Annotated in this window: 14 protein-coding genes; 9 read left to right on the top strand and 5 right to left on the bottom strand. The window is 63.1% G+C overall.

The genetic code is table 11. The features are described from left to right. Positions 1–2 precede the first annotated feature (2 nt). Positions 3–1,100, top strand: coding sequence for a DUF1513 domain-containing protein (locus NXC14_RS01495; protein WP_085776656.1), 1,098 nt, complete (start codon positions 3–5; stop codon positions 1,098–1,100). On the opposite strand, the gene NXC14_RS01490 is transcribed toward NXC14_RS01495, so the two are convergent. Beyond that, positions 1,082–2,158: a DUF2252 family protein gene (locus NXC14_RS01490; RefSeq protein ID WP_085776655.1), complete on the bottom strand. Its 1,077-nt coding sequence runs from the start codon at positions 2,156–2,158 to the stop codon at positions 1,082–1,084. The two genes, NXC14_RS01495 and NXC14_RS01490, sit on opposite strands and share 19 nt — an antisense overlap. Positions 2,159–2,400: 242 nt before the next feature. Between NXC14_RS01490 and NXC14_RS01480 the strand changes: the two genes are divergently transcribed. From NXC14_RS01480 to NXC14_RS01465, 4 genes are all read left to right on the top strand, one after another. Further along, positions 2,401–2,850 (top strand): PaaI family thioesterase, encoded by a 450-nt coding sequence (locus tag NXC14_RS01480; protein ID WP_085776653.1) that lies wholly within the window; start codon positions 2,401–2,403, stop codon positions 2,848–2,850. After that, on the top strand, positions 2,847–3,485 hold the full coding sequence (locus NXC14_RS01475; protein ID WP_085776652.1) for a 5'-methylthioadenosine/S-adenosylhomocysteine nucleosidase: 639 nt from the start codon (positions 2,847–2,849) through the stop codon (positions 3,483–3,485). Before NXC14_RS01480 ends, NXC14_RS01475 begins: the two co-directional genes overlap by 4 nt. A gap of 110 nt (positions 3,486–3,595) precedes the next feature. Further along, positions 3,596–5,158 (top strand): glutamine-hydrolyzing GMP synthase, encoded by a 1,563-nt coding sequence (gene guaA / locus NXC14_RS01470; RefSeq protein ID WP_085776651.1) that lies wholly within the window; start codon positions 3,596–3,598, stop codon positions 5,156–5,158. Between the two features lie 399 nt (positions 5,159–5,557). Next, the gene (locus NXC14_RS01465; protein ID WP_085776650.1) at positions 5,558–6,088 is read left to right on the top strand and encodes a dihydrofolate reductase family protein; all 531 of its coding nucleotides are present in this window, start codon (positions 5,558–5,560) and stop codon (positions 6,086–6,088) included. A 254-nt stretch (positions 6,089–6,342) separates the two neighbouring features. Here the strand turns inward: NXC14_RS01465 and NXC14_RS01460 are convergent, their stop codons facing one another. From NXC14_RS01460 to NXC14_RS01450, 3 genes are all read right to left on the bottom strand, one after another. Next, positions 6,343–6,888 carry a YbhB/YbcL family Raf kinase inhibitor-like protein gene (locus tag NXC14_RS01460; protein WP_085776649.1) on the bottom strand — a complete coding sequence of 182 codons (546 nt, stop codon included), beginning with the start codon at positions 6,886–6,888 and terminating at the stop codon, positions 6,343–6,345. 39 nt (positions 6,889–6,927) lie between these two features. Next, positions 6,928–7,782, bottom strand: coding sequence for a helix-turn-helix domain-containing protein (locus NXC14_RS01455; protein WP_085776648.1), 855 nt, complete (start codon positions 7,780–7,782; stop codon positions 6,928–6,930). 137 nt (positions 7,783–7,919) lie between these two features. Continuing rightward, positions 7,920–8,816 (bottom strand): LysR family transcriptional regulator, encoded by an 897-nt coding sequence (locus NXC14_RS01450; protein ID WP_085776647.1) that lies wholly within the window; start codon positions 8,814–8,816, stop codon positions 7,920–7,922. Between the two features lie 126 nt (positions 8,817–8,942). Here NXC14_RS01450 and NXC14_RS01445 point away from each other — a divergent pair, with 126 nt between their 5' ends. Genes NXC14_RS01445 through NXC14_RS01435 form a run of 3 tightly spaced genes read left to right on the top strand, consistent with a single transcriptional unit; the run spans position 8,943 to position 10,983 of the window. Further along, the gene (locus NXC14_RS01445; protein WP_085776646.1) at positions 8,943–9,317 is read left to right on the top strand and encodes an Atu4866 domain-containing protein; all 375 of its coding nucleotides are present in this window, start codon (positions 8,943–8,945) and stop codon (positions 9,315–9,317) included. 50 nt (positions 9,318–9,367) lie between these two features. After that, positions 9,368–10,210 carry an oxidoreductase gene (locus tag NXC14_RS01440; RefSeq protein ID WP_085779930.1) on the top strand — a complete coding sequence of 281 codons (843 nt, stop codon included), beginning with the start codon at positions 9,368–9,370 and terminating at the stop codon, positions 10,208–10,210. A gap of 38 nt (positions 10,211–10,248) precedes the next feature. Beyond that, entirely contained in the window at positions 10,249–10,983 is a 735-nt protein-coding gene (locus NXC14_RS01435; protein ID WP_085776645.1) for an SDR family oxidoreductase, read from the top strand. A 32-nt stretch (positions 10,984–11,015) separates the two neighbouring features. Here the strand turns inward: NXC14_RS01435 and NXC14_RS01430 are convergent, their stop codons facing one another. Next, positions 11,016–11,579, bottom strand: a complete 564-nt coding sequence (locus NXC14_RS01430; RefSeq protein ID WP_085776644.1) for a methylated-DNA--[protein]-cysteine S-methyltransferase — start codon at positions 11,577–11,579, stop codon at positions 11,016–11,018. A 287-nt stretch (positions 11,580–11,866) separates the two neighbouring features. Between NXC14_RS01430 and NXC14_RS01425 the strand changes: the two genes are divergently transcribed. Beyond that, positions 11,867–12,928, top strand: a complete 1,062-nt coding sequence (locus tag NXC14_RS01425; protein WP_085776643.1) for a succinylglutamate desuccinylase/aspartoacylase family protein — start codon at positions 11,867–11,869, stop codon at positions 12,926–12,928. Positions 12,929–13,000 lie beyond the last annotated feature (72 nt).

The raw sequence follows: 13,000 nt of genomic DNA, 5'->3' as shown, positions 1-13,000 counted from the left end.
CGATGATACGAAGCACCACGATCGATCGACGCAGCTTCGTCAAGGCGGCAGGGATTGGCTTCCTTGCGGCCTTGACGCCAAGATCGCTGATGGCGTTGGAGCGGTCGGACGCCGTCTATGCCTCGGGCATTCGCGCCGCCGATGGCTCCTTTGCCATCGCGACGGTGACGGAGCGCGGCGAGATCGTCGATCAGATGGCGCTTCCCGCCCGAGCTCACGGCATGGCCTTCAGCGCCGCCACCGGCAAGACCGCCGCCTTTGCGCGCCGGCCCGGCACCTATGCGATGATCTTCGATCCTCGAAACAAGGGTCAGCCGATCGTCATCAGCTCCCGGGAAGACCGGCATTTCTACGGCCACGGCGTCTTCTCGCCCGATGGCCGCATTCTCTACGCCAGCGAGAACGATTTCGACGGCAATCGCGGCATGATCGGCATCTACGATGCGACCGACCGCTTCACCCGCATCGGCGAATTCGAGACCTATGGCATCGGCCCACACGACATGACCGTGTCCGATGACGGACGCCTTCTCATTGTCGCCAATGGCGGCATCGAGACCCATCCCGACTTCGGCCGCACCAAGCTCAATCTCCGGGCGATGCAGCCGTCGCTGGTCCTGATCGATGCGGCGACGGGCGCGTTGATCGAAAAACATGTGCTGCCGGCCGAATGGTCGCAGCTGTCGACCCGCCACGTCGACCTTGACGGCGAGGGCCGCATCTGGTTCGCCTGCCAGTACGAGGGCCACCGCAAGGATCTGCCGCCGCTCGTCGGCCATTTCGCCAAGGGCGAGGATCTTTCCTTCGTCGAGCTGCCGGAGGAGACGACGCGGAGGCTTGCCAATTACATCGGGGCGATCGCCGTCAATCGCAGCGAAGGCCTCGTCGGCATCACCTCCCCGAAAGGCGGCGCCTCGGTGACGATCGACGCGAGGACGGGCAAGGTGCTGGCCGAGACGGCAATTGCGGATGCCGCGGGCATCGCGCCGGCAAAAGAGGGCTTCGCCGTCTCCTCCTATGATGGCGGCTTCCTGTCGACCCGCAGCGACGTCGCCTGGGATCAGCACATCGTTCGGATCTCTCAGCCGACGCGCGCATAGGCCTTCTGCTCGGCACTGATCGCCGACGCCGCAGCCCTTGCCGCTTGATGCAGCCATTCGCTCCCGCGCACCCGTAGGTCCTCGAGGATCGCCGCGGCCGCTGCCGGATCGTCGGAATGGCAGTTGGCGATCTCGAAGCCCATCAACTCGAGCATTGTCGGCGCAAGCAGGATTTCCGGGTGCTTGTCGATCTCGATCTTGCGGCTGTTCGGCGAGAGCCGGCGCACGAGGATACGCCCGGAGACTTGAAAGTGGGGATCGGCCGAGCGCATCCGCCCTCCGGCAATCTTGCCTGCATCGATCGTCCCATGCTGCAGCCCGTGGCAAAGCGACCAGGCCGAGGGCACCAGCGCCTTCGCCTCGCGCAGAACCGGCCCGCCTTGCCATTCGCTACAGGCGACAAAACGCGGCCGACCGAGACTGCCGGTGCCGGCGCGATGCGGCTTGGCCACGAAGCGACCTGTGCCGGATGGCAATGCACCGGTAAGCGCCTCGATATAGGCGGGAGGCGCCGGTTTCTTGCCGGGACGCAGCGTCTCGTATTTCTCCCAAAATTCCTGGCGGTCGGCATTCGGCAGCACCAATGCCTTGCGAAGCCATTTGTAGTCGCGTTCGAGGATGACGGGCAGCGGATTTTCAAGGCCCCGGCGATAGCCGGTGAGGATCAGTTCGCCGATCCTGCGGACGGACGGACCATTGTCGCCACGCGCCAAGATGGCGCTTGCCGCCAGACGAACGAGGTCGAGCGCATAAGGCATGAGCGCCGCGTCGTCGAAATCATTGACGCCCCAGACGAGCCGGCCCTCGACATCGCGCCAGGTGCCGAAATTTTCCAGATGCGTGTCGCCGATCGCCAGCACTTCAGGTGCGCCTGCAAGTTCCTGGCAGATGCCGAGGATGGTTTCGCACCAGCGCCAATAGGTGGCGCGCAGGAAGACGAACGCATTGCTGCGCATCTTCTTATGTTTCTCCCTGAGATCCTTCTTGACGAGATCGTCGCCGAGTTCGCCGCTCAGCCAGTTCTCGAAATTCCGGACAGATTGCGATATCGTCGTCATGCCGCTGATGCATCCATCCTTTCGAGTGTGGATGCGAGAATACGCGCTCCGCGCGAAGCTGCAATCGCCATTGCACGAGGCTGGCGGCGCTGAAGAAGCGGGTTGGTACAACGACGCATGGCGAAAGGTTGCCCCGGCGACACGGTTTGCGGTTTCCGGCGTCGGCCGGGCGGATTTCGGCAAGGTCCAGCTTGTCGAATCCGGCCCGCCATGCCACTTTCCCGGCTTCGAGAGGGGTAGCCATGAGCGAGACTGACAGGGGCGATTTCCGCGCGCGAATCCGCCGCAATTTTGCGCGCCAGGCGGCGATGCAGACGATCGGCGCGGAGCTGACGCGCGTCGAGCACGGCGTCGTCGAGATCGAGCTTCCCTTCGACGTCAAACTGACACAGCAGCACGGCATCCTGCATGCGGGCATCATTTCGGCGGCGCTGGATTCGGCCTGCGGCTTTGCCGCCTACAGCGTCATCGACCCTGAAGCCTCGATCCTGACAATCGAGTTCAAGGTCAATCTCATGTCGCCGGGGCGTGGCGAGCGCTTCCTGTTTCGCGGCGAAATCACCAAACCCGGCTCCACCATTATCGTCGCAGACGGGCGAGGCTACGCGATCAGCGACGGGCCGGCGAAACTCATCGCCTCCATGACCGGAACGATGATGGTCATCCGCGGGAGAGAAGGAATTACAGGATGAAGTTCGAGCTGAAGTCGGTCGCAGGAAAATCCATGCTTTTCGTCATGGCGGCGGAGGCCGAATACGGCTCATTCCTGCGTTCGCGTATTGAACCCCTGATGACCGGCGTTGGCCCGGTCGAGGCAGCGGTCGCGCTGACCAAGACCCTGGCACGGCTGGATGCGGCCGACGACCTGCCGGATCTCGTGGTTTCGCTCGGCTCGGCCGGTTCGGCGAAACTGGAGCAGACCGAAGTCTATCAGGTGAGCTCGGTCTCCTATCGCGACATGGACGCCTCGCCGCTCGGTTTCGAAAAGGGTAGGACGCCGTTTCTCGACCTGCCCGCTGCGCTCGAACTGCCGCTGCGCATCCCCGGCATTCCCGAGGCAAGCCTTTCCACCGGCGGCAACGTCATCTCGGGTACCGCCTATAGCGACATCGAAGCCGACATGGTCGACATGGAAACCTATGCGGTGCTGCGCGCCTGCCAGGGCTACAAGCTGCCGCTGATCGGCCTGCGCGGCATTTCCGACGGTGCGGTCGAACTGCAGCATATCTCCGGCTGGACGGAATATCTGCATATCGTCGATCGCAAGCTTTCCTACGGCGTCGACAGTCTGTTCACGGCGCTGGAGGACGGGGTTTTCTGGTTTTAGAGTTCAGCGCCGCGCGTCTTCTCCGGCGCGGGGACAATCGGAACAATAAAAACCCGACACCGTCGATTTCCCCGATTGCCAGGCGAAGCGCTTTTCTTTAAAGCCTCGCCATGACCCAGACAGCACATCCCGACTCCGTTCTCATCGTCGATTTCGGCAGCCAGGTGACCCAGCTCATCGCACGGCGCGTGCGCGAGGCCGGCGTCTATTGCGAGATCGTCCCCTTTCAATCCGCCGAAGAAGGCTTCAAGCGCCTGCAGCCGAAGGCCGTGATCCTCTCCGGCAGCCCGGCTTCCACCGTGGACGAGGGATCGCCGCGAGCGCCCCAGATCATCTTCGATAGCGGCCTGCCGGTCTTTGGCATCTGCTACGGTCAGCAGACGATGTGCATGCAGCTCGGCGGCAAGGTCGAAAGCGGCCATCACCGTGAATTCGGCCGCGCCTTTCTGGATGTCGACAAGGATTGCCAGCTGTTCGAAGGCCTCTGGTCCTCCGGCTCGCGCCATCAGGTCTGGATGAGCCATGGCGACCGCGTCACGGCGCTGCCGGATGGTTTCGAGGTGGTCGCCACCTCTTCCAACGCGCCCTTCGCCTTCATAGCCGACGAGAAGCGCAAATATTACGGCGTACAGTTCCACCCCGAGGTCGTGCATACGCCCGACGGCGCCAAGCTGATCGGCAACTTCATCCACAATGTCGCCGGCATCAAGGGCGACTGGTCGATGTCGGCCTATCGCCAAAAAGCGGTCGACGAGATCCGCAAGCAGGTCGGTGACAAGCGCGTCATCTGCGCGCTTTCAGGTGGCGTCGACAGCTCCGTCGCGGCACTCCTGATCCACGAGGCGGTCGGGGACCAGCTGACCTGCATCCTCGTCGACCACGGGCTGATGCGCAAGGACGAGGCGGCCAATGTCGTCGCCATGTTCCGCGAGCACTACAATCTGCATCTGCTGCACGTCGATGCCTCAGACCGTTTCATCGGCGAGCTCGAGGGCGTTAGCGACCCTGAGACCAAGCGCAAGATTATTGGCCGGCTCTTCATCGAAACCTTCGAGGAAGAGGCGAAGAAACTCGGCGGCGCCGATTTCCTCGGCCAGGGCACGCTCTATCCCGACGTTATCGAGAGCGTTTCCTTCACCGGCGGCCCGTCGGTGACGATCAAGTCGCACCACAATGTCGGCGGCCTGCCGGAGCGGATGAACATGCAGCTCGTCGAGCCGCTGCGCGAACTGTTCAAGGACGAGGTGCGCGCGCTCGGCCGCGAGCTCGGCCTGCCTGACAGCTTCATCGGCCGCCACCCCTTCCCCGGCCCTGGCCTTGCCATCCGCTGCCCCGGCGGCATCACACGCGAGAAGCTTGAGATCCTGCGCGAGGCCGATGCGATCTATCTCGACGAAATCCGCAAGGCCGGCCTCTACGACGCGATCTGGCAGGCCTTCGCCGTGCTGCTTCCCGTCCAGACTGTCGGTGTGATGGGCGACGGGCGCACGTATGAATTCGTCTGTGCGCTGCGAGCCGTCACCTCGGTCGACGGCATGACGGCGGATTTCTACCACTACGACATGGAATTCCTCGGCCGCGCCGCCACCCGTATCATCAACGAGGTGCGCGGCATCAACCGGGTGGTCTACGACGTCACGTCGAAGCCGCCCGGCACGATCGAGTGGGAGTGAGGGCAGAAGCCGCCCTCCGAGGTAGCTATTTGAGCGGCAGAAGCACCTCCGCCCGCGCCTCATGCTGCGGCACTTCAAGAAGCCAAGCCGCTGGCATTGGGAAGTCGCGTCACGCGGAGCGTCCGCCAGGGATCTCGCCGGCCTTAATCGCTTCTCCATTTGCCTCGATCGGTCGGTCGACCAACACAAGCTCGCCGAAGGCGAGACGAAGTGGGGCTGAGACTGCCGGTGCATCGCTGATGTAAGCGGATCGATGCTCGATGAAGCGCCTGCCCCGATCATTTCGGACGGGCGTTCGAGTTCAGCCAAAACCAATTGCAAAATAAAATCAGTTTGCCTAACTTACTCCCGCTACGCAGCCGAACTCACGCACATACTTTGTTCAAGAAGGAAGTTGGCATGGCTAAGCTCGTCTTCGGGATGAACCAGTCGCTGGACGGTTACGTCGACCACACAGCCTTCGGGCCAAGTCCCACCCTCTTCCGCCACTTCGTCGAGCAGGCTCAGAGGCAGGCGGGCAGCGTCTACGGCCGCCGGATGTACGAGGTCATGCGTTATTGGGATGAGGATCATCCCGAATGGGATACCGAGCAGCGAGCCTTCGCAGCGGCGTGGCGGAAGCAGCCGAAATGGGTGGTCTCGCGCTCGTTGACGTCGGTCGGCCCCAACGCCGGGATTGTTGGGAATGATCTCGAGGGCGCGATGCGCGCGCTAAAGGCCGAGCGTGACGGGGAGATCGAAGTTGCCGGGCCGGACTTGGCGCAAAGCCTTACCGGACTCGGGCTGATCGATGAATATCACATCTACCTGCATCCCGTCGTGCTTGGCCACGGCAAACCCTATTTCGCCGGGCCCCGGCCGCCGCTTCGTCGTGTGAGCCATGATCTGATCGACGAGAATGTGATCAAGCTGACCTATGTTCCTGCCTAGTCCAAGGAGCCGCAAGTAAACTTGTCCGATCGTGGGCGGCGCGCACCTCTCACGCCTGCAGTTATGAGCGCGGCCTTCTCCAACCTCCCTCATGCTGAGGTGCGAAGCCCATAGGCGTAGCGTCGAAGCACGCCGCAACATTGCTTGCATCCCTCTGATGCCGCCTGCGCTTGCCTCAGCGCACAGACCGGCCGAGGTTTAGTCACCAGGGCCGGTCTTTGGTATGCAAGGATGTTGCGGCTCCAGAGCCGGCTTCAGCGGCCGTAAGTGACCTCGATCGAGGCCTTGTCGAGCGTGTTGGCCCTGACATAGAAGCCGACCATGGCGCCCGGCGCCGTCTCGGGAAGCGGAAGCTTGTCCACCTTGAGCGCGTAGACGGTGAACTGGTAGCGGTGCGGCTTATCGCCGGCCGGTGGGCATGCGCCGCCATATCCGGAGGTGCCGAAATCTGTATGGCCTTCCACGGCGCCTGCGGGAAGCTTCTTGTCACCGCTCGCGCCAGCGGCAATCTCCGAAGTCTTTGCCGGGATGTTGAACACCGTCCAATGCCACCAGCCGGAACCCGTGGGCGCATCCGGATCGTACGCCATGACGGCGAAGCTCTTGGTTCCCTCGGGTGCGCCCGACCAGGCCAGTTCCGGCGAGATGTTCTTGCCCGAGCAACCGAAGCCGTTGAAGACCTGCGCATCGGCCATGGCCTTGCCGACGGTCAGATCCTTCGAGGTGAGCTTCATTTCGGCATGGGCGGCCGTGGCGCCGAAGACGGAGGCGGCCATAAGTGCTGCTGTGATCAATCGCATTGCTATTCTCCTGTGGTTGACGATGCCGGGAAACTATCGTCACCGCGCCAGCGCATCTGCCCCGCTCTGCTCAATTTCTGCCCCGATCCGCTCAAATTGTTCGGGTCCGCTGCGTACATGGCGTGGGCTGACGCCAAACCGCTCCTTGAAGCGCGCGGAAAATTGCGAAGGCGAATCGTAACCGACCTCCAGCGCAACCTGCGCCATCGGCAATGTCGTGGTCTGAATGAGCGCCAGAGCACGGTTCATCCGGGTATCGCTCAAGATCTCGCTGAAGGCTGTATTCTCGGCGGAGAGCCTGCGCCGCAGCGTCGCCTCGCTCATGTTGAACAAGCCCGCAGCATGCGCCAGCGTCCAGGCGCCGGCCGGATCAGCTTCGATCATCTGCCTCAGCCGGTCCTCAAGCCGGGGGCTTTCGCATCGGCCGAGAACCGCCCCGCAGAGCGCGAACCAGGTGACGAGTTCCATCAGACGGGCCTTGGCGATGGCGCCCGGAAGCCGCGCCAGATTGCCCGGCTGACTGCAATATTCGAACAATGCAGCAGCTTCCTCCGGCAGCCTCGAGGTGCTGGCCGGAAGAGGCCGTGATGGCACGGCGACCGATCCCATCCTATCATAAGCGTCCTCGAAAAGCTTTCGCGGAATTGCAAGCGCCAGGGTCTGATACTTCTGAGGCGCCTTGGGAATGTTCTCCATCGTCAACGGCCGGTAGTCGGGCAACAGACCGTAATCGCCCGCCTCGAGGCGCAAAGGCTTGTCATCCGACATGACGATCTTCGTTCCAGACTGGACCTGGATCAGCAGCGGGCTGGTAGTGACGAGGCGATGGAAGCAGGCTCGACCACCCTGGCGGATCACTGCCCTGGTCGGAATGGGAAAGACGTCGTCGAGCATATGTTCTCCGCCAGCGGGATGGTCAGAACGGCGACCGGAGCAGCCAGCACGACGTCGCCCGCTTCGCCATGAAGGCTCGAAATACCAAAACCACATGCTCGCAGCAACCATGCCGGCGGCACGGCACTCGAGTAGGTCTAGCGATCGGCCGACCGGCGCACATAGTCGACCAGCGCGCGCAGTTTTACTGGCTGCCTCTGGCGCCTGGGATAGTAGAGGTAGAAACCAGGAAAGGGCGGGCAGAAATCCTCCAGCAGCGGGATGAGCTCGCCGCGATCGACATAGGGCGCGAAGGTTTCCACCATGCCGAAGGTGATCCCGGCCCCGGCGCAGGCCATGCGGATCATCATTCCCATGTCATTGGTCGTGACCACGGGATCGACGGCGACATCGAAGTCGCGGTCATTTTCGGTGAATTCCCAGCGATAGGGCGCGGTATCCGGGCGCGGCCGCCATCCGATGCAGGCGTGGTTCTGCAGGTCGCGGGGATGGCGAGGCGAACCGTGACGCTCTAGATAGCTTGGCGATGCGGCGGCGCATTGTCTCTGTTGAGACGAGACCGGTACCGCGATCATGTCCTGCTCGATCACCTCGCCCAATCTCACACCAGCATCGAAGCCGGCTTCGACGATGTCGAATTCGTCATCGGTGATGGTGATATCGAGCTTGATGCCGGGGCAGGCCTGCATGAAGCCGGTGAGCAAAGTGCCGGATAGGAAGCGCTCGGCGATGGAGGAAACAGTGACCCGCAACAGGCCGCTCGGGCGCGCTTGCATGTCGCGTACCGTCTGCATCGCATCGCTGACTTGGCGCATCGAGGGACGAACCGCCGCAAGGAAGACTTCGCCGGCCTCGGTCAGGCTGACACTGCGCGTCGTGCGCTGAACCAGGGGCGCACCAAGCCGGTCCTCAAGGCGCTGCAAGGCCTGGCTGACGGCGGAGCGGGTCACGCCGAGACGCTCGCCGGCAAGCCGGAAATTCCGCGCCTCCGCTACGGCGAGAAAGACTGAAATGCCTTCGAGATCATCGGCCATTGGTTAGCAATGCTAACCAAGCCATTCGGCATTGGCAACTTAATCGCGCGGCTCGCCAAGATTATCTTCTGTCGATGGCAAGGCATGAGCTAGCCCCGAGTGCTGCCCGCGTCGAAAGGAAGAGCGATGCCAAAGTTTTACAGCAGCCCAGTTCTGCATCTCTTCACCGCAATCATTCTGACCGGCACGGCGCTCCCCACGTGGTCCGCTGACGCCTCGAACGAGCGAAAATCCAAGTTTCAACAGCCAAGCGAGAACACCATGCAGCAGCATCCCTATGTCGGAATGTGGGTCACCGACGACGGCCGAGTCCGACACGAACTCCTGCCCGACAATCGGTACGACGAGGCCCGCGGACACCGGGAGAGCGCCTATCGCGGACGCTACGAAGTCACCGGAACACATATCGAGTATTGGGACGATACGGGCTTCACCGCCGATGGCGATTTCGTCGACGACAATACGCTCCATCATGGCGGCATGGTGCTTCGCCGTAAATGACCCCCGCACACCGAAAAGGCCGCATAGGACGGCTGGAAAGGATGAAAACCATGTCCTCCACCACACCCATCTGGTTCATTACCGGCGCATCATCCGGCCTCGGCCGGGCACTCGCCGAAGTGGTTCTGGCGCGCGGCTGGCGCGCTGCCATTACGGCGCGCAAACCCGAAACACTCGGCGACCTCACGGCAGCACATGGCGAGCGGGCGTTGGCCCTCGCCCTCGACGTAACCGACGGCCGCTCTATCGCTGCGGCGGTCCGTGAAGCCGAGGCGCAGTTCGGCGCCATCGATGTCCTCGTCAACAATGCCGGCTATGGCTATCTCTCGGCAATCGAAGAGGGCGAGGATGCCGAGATCCGCGCCCAATTCGAGACCAATGTCTTCGGCTTGATCGCCGTGACCAAACAAGTTCTGCCTGGCATGCGCTCACGCCGGCGGGGGCATATCTTCAACGTCTCCTCGCTCGGCGGGCTCGTCGCCTTCGCTGCAACCGGCTACTACCATGCCACCAAGTTTGCGGTGGAAGGCCTGTCGGAGTCGCTGGCTCATGAGGTCGGTCCGCTTGGCATCCGTGTGACGATCCTGGAGCCCGGCGGCTTCCGCACCGATTGGGCCGGCCGCTCGATGGTCGAATCCAGCACGATCCTCGAAGACTATGCGGAGACCGCGGGCAAGCGGCGCCAGGCCACCCGCGCGGTCTCCGGCAAGCAGCCGGGCGATCCCGCACGCGCGGCAAGCGCAATCATATCGGCCTTCGAGGCGGGCGAGCCGCCGCTGCGGCTGCTGCTCGGGGCAGCTTCCCTGAAGATCGCCCGCGAACGGCTCGACACGCTACGCGCCAATTTCGATGCCTGGGCTGACACGACGCTCAGCGCCGATTTCCCGAACTGATCGCCACAACAACCCTCAACCTGCACATGGAGTGTGAAATGTCTGACATCGAAGGAAAGGTCATCGCCATCACCGGAGCCAGCAGCGGCATTGGAGAGGCCACGGCAAAAGTGCTGGCCGCGGCGGGCGCCCGGATCGTGTTCGGCGCGCGCCGCAGCGACCGACTGGAGGCGCTCGCCGGCGAAATCGAAGCTGGAGGTGGAACGGTGCGTCTGCGCAAGCTCGACGTCACCGACCGTGCCCAGGTGGAAGCCTTTGCCGGCTTCGCCAAGTCCGAATTCGGCCGCCTCGATGTCATCGTCAACAATGCCGGCATCATGCCGCTCTCGCCGCTCGACGCACTCAAGGTCGACGAGTGGGACCGAATGGTCGACGTCAATATTAAGGGCGTTCTCTACGGCATAGCGGCCGCTCTTCCGATCATGAAGGCACAGGGATCGGGGCAGATCATCAACCTGTCCTCGATCGGCGGCCACAGCGTCTCGCCGACTGCCGCCGTCTATTGCGCGACGAAATTCGCGGTGCGGGCAATCTCGGATGGATTGCGTCAGGAGACAGATCGTATCCGCGTCACCGTCGTCTCTCCCGGAACCACGACATCGGAACTCGCCGACACGATCACCGACCCGACGGCTCGTGACGCCATGCGGGCCTTCAGGGCCGTCACGATTAGTCCCGAGGCGGTCGCCAATTCAATCCTCTATGCCATCAGCCAGCCCGATGACGTCGATGTCAGCGAGATCGTCATCAGGCCGACGGCCAGCCCGCATTGAACGGCCACTTCCCGTGGAAATCGCGCCGCCGCTCAAAAGCCCAGCGACTGTTGGGCGGGCGGCGGCGGGGCGAGGCTGACGCCTTCAAGCTCCAGCATGCGGGCCTTCGATGACGAACCGCCGGGAGCGGAAAAGCCGCCGATCTTGCCGCCGGCGGCCAGCACCCGATGGCAGGGAATGATCAGGGCGACTGGGTTTTTCGCCATCGCCTGACCAACATCGCGGGCCGCTTCCGGCCCGACGCCAAGCTCCTTCGCCAGCGCGCCATAGGTGGTCGTGCGGCCCCAGCCGACACGCCGTGCCGCCGCATAAATATCCCGGAAGAAGTCGTTCTGGCCGGCAAGATCGAGTTGGACGCAGGAGAAATCGGTTTCCTCCCCTTGGAAATAGCGTTTCACCGCTGCGACGGTCTCGAGCACCTGAGGCGTCGGCGCGCCGGGCGTACCATCGGGCAGTCGGCGCAGAAGCAGCCGCTCGGTAGCCTCCGCGGTTTTCGCCGGCAGCTGGAAACGGACGATGCCGGCCTCGCTCCAGGCGATGCCGCAGAAGCCGCCCGCGGTTTCGAAGATGAGATAGTGGTGCCTTGTCTCAGCCATGACACAGCCTCCGCGTTTTCGATGTCCCAAAGGATCGTATGGAGATGTCGCTGTTTCAACCCGTTTCTTGCCTAGGTCGTTCTTTTTTTGTTCCTAAAAGCTTGGAAGCCGATTAAGCAGGCACTCTTGATGTTTCGTGCATCACCTCGACGGCGAGGCAAGATCAATCATAGCGGCAACCTGCTTTTCTTCGTGCCTCGGTGAGGCAAGGGTGGCGGTGAGGCTTGCGCTCGCCGGTTTTCAGCGCATAAAGCTGGTCGGGCTGGTGAATGCGGAGCAAGGACAGCATGGACGTTTCGGAGGTCATCATCCCAGGCGATACGCCGGGAACGGCGTGGCGGCTGCCGGTGCTGCGTTTTGCTGGCCGTGATCCGAAGGCGCCGAAGGCCTACATTCAGGCGGCGCTTCACGCCGGTGAGCTGCCGGGAACGGCGCTCCTGCATTTCCTCTCGGAGCGGCTGCGTCGGGCGGAAAGCGAAGGCGCGGTCGCAGGCGACATCACCATCGTACCGCAGGCCAACCCCATCGGCGCGGCGCAATCGCATTTCGGCGAATTGCAGGGTCGCTTCGATCTCGGTTCCCGCACCAATTTCAACCGGGATTTTCCGCTGATAAGCGTCACCGATCGGGCAATGCTGACGGAAGATTTCAATGATTATCCGGCTACCGACCAGCTGAAGCGGCGGCTTTTGCACATGGCGCTCGGGGCCGACCTCGTCCTCGATCTGCACTGCGACGACGAATCACTGCAATATGCCTATATCGATGAGGCCTTCTGGCCGGAGGCGGCCGACCTTGCCGCCGCCCTCGACATGGAGGCCGTGCTGCTTTCGGATGGCGAAAGCTCGGCCTTCGAGGAGGCCGTCGGTTTTGCATGGAAATATGCGGTTCCCGGCGAACGACAATCCCGGCTGCCGGGCAAGCTTTCGGTCACCGTCGAGCTACGCGGCAAGCGCGACGTCGATCCGCTGCTGGCGAAGCGGGATGCGGACGGGCTCTGGCGTTTTCTCGCGGCACGGGGGATCGTGAGCGACGACAGAATGGCGCCGGCCATGTTTGTCGGCCCCGCCGTGCCGCTCAACAATGTGGAGATCATCCGCGCTCCCGTGGGCGGCGCCGTGCTCTTCCATCGCACGATCGGTGACAGAATTGCAGAGGGCGAACTTCTGGCGACGATCGTCACCCGGCCGGGTCAGCCTGACGGCAGCATCGACCTGCATGCGCCGCAGGATGGGCTGGTCCTGACCCGAACCTCGGATCGGCTGGTGCGCCGGCGCGGCGACCTGATGAAGATCGTCTGCGCCAGGCCGAGCAAGGCCACACGCAAGGCCGGAACGCTGGAGAGTTGAGCAGGCGCTGCCCGGGACAAATGCCCGGGCGGCATTTGCGCCGGCTGTCGCGCATGCTATCCCCGTTGCCAT

This window comes from Rhizobium sp. NXC14 (genome assembly GCF_002117485.1).
In the GTDB taxonomy this organism is placed as follows: domain Bacteria; phylum Pseudomonadota; class Alphaproteobacteria; order Rhizobiales; family Rhizobiaceae; genus Rhizobium.
The sequence above is the reverse complement of the archived record's forward strand: the minus strand, read 5'-3'. Positions and strand labels throughout refer to the sequence as shown.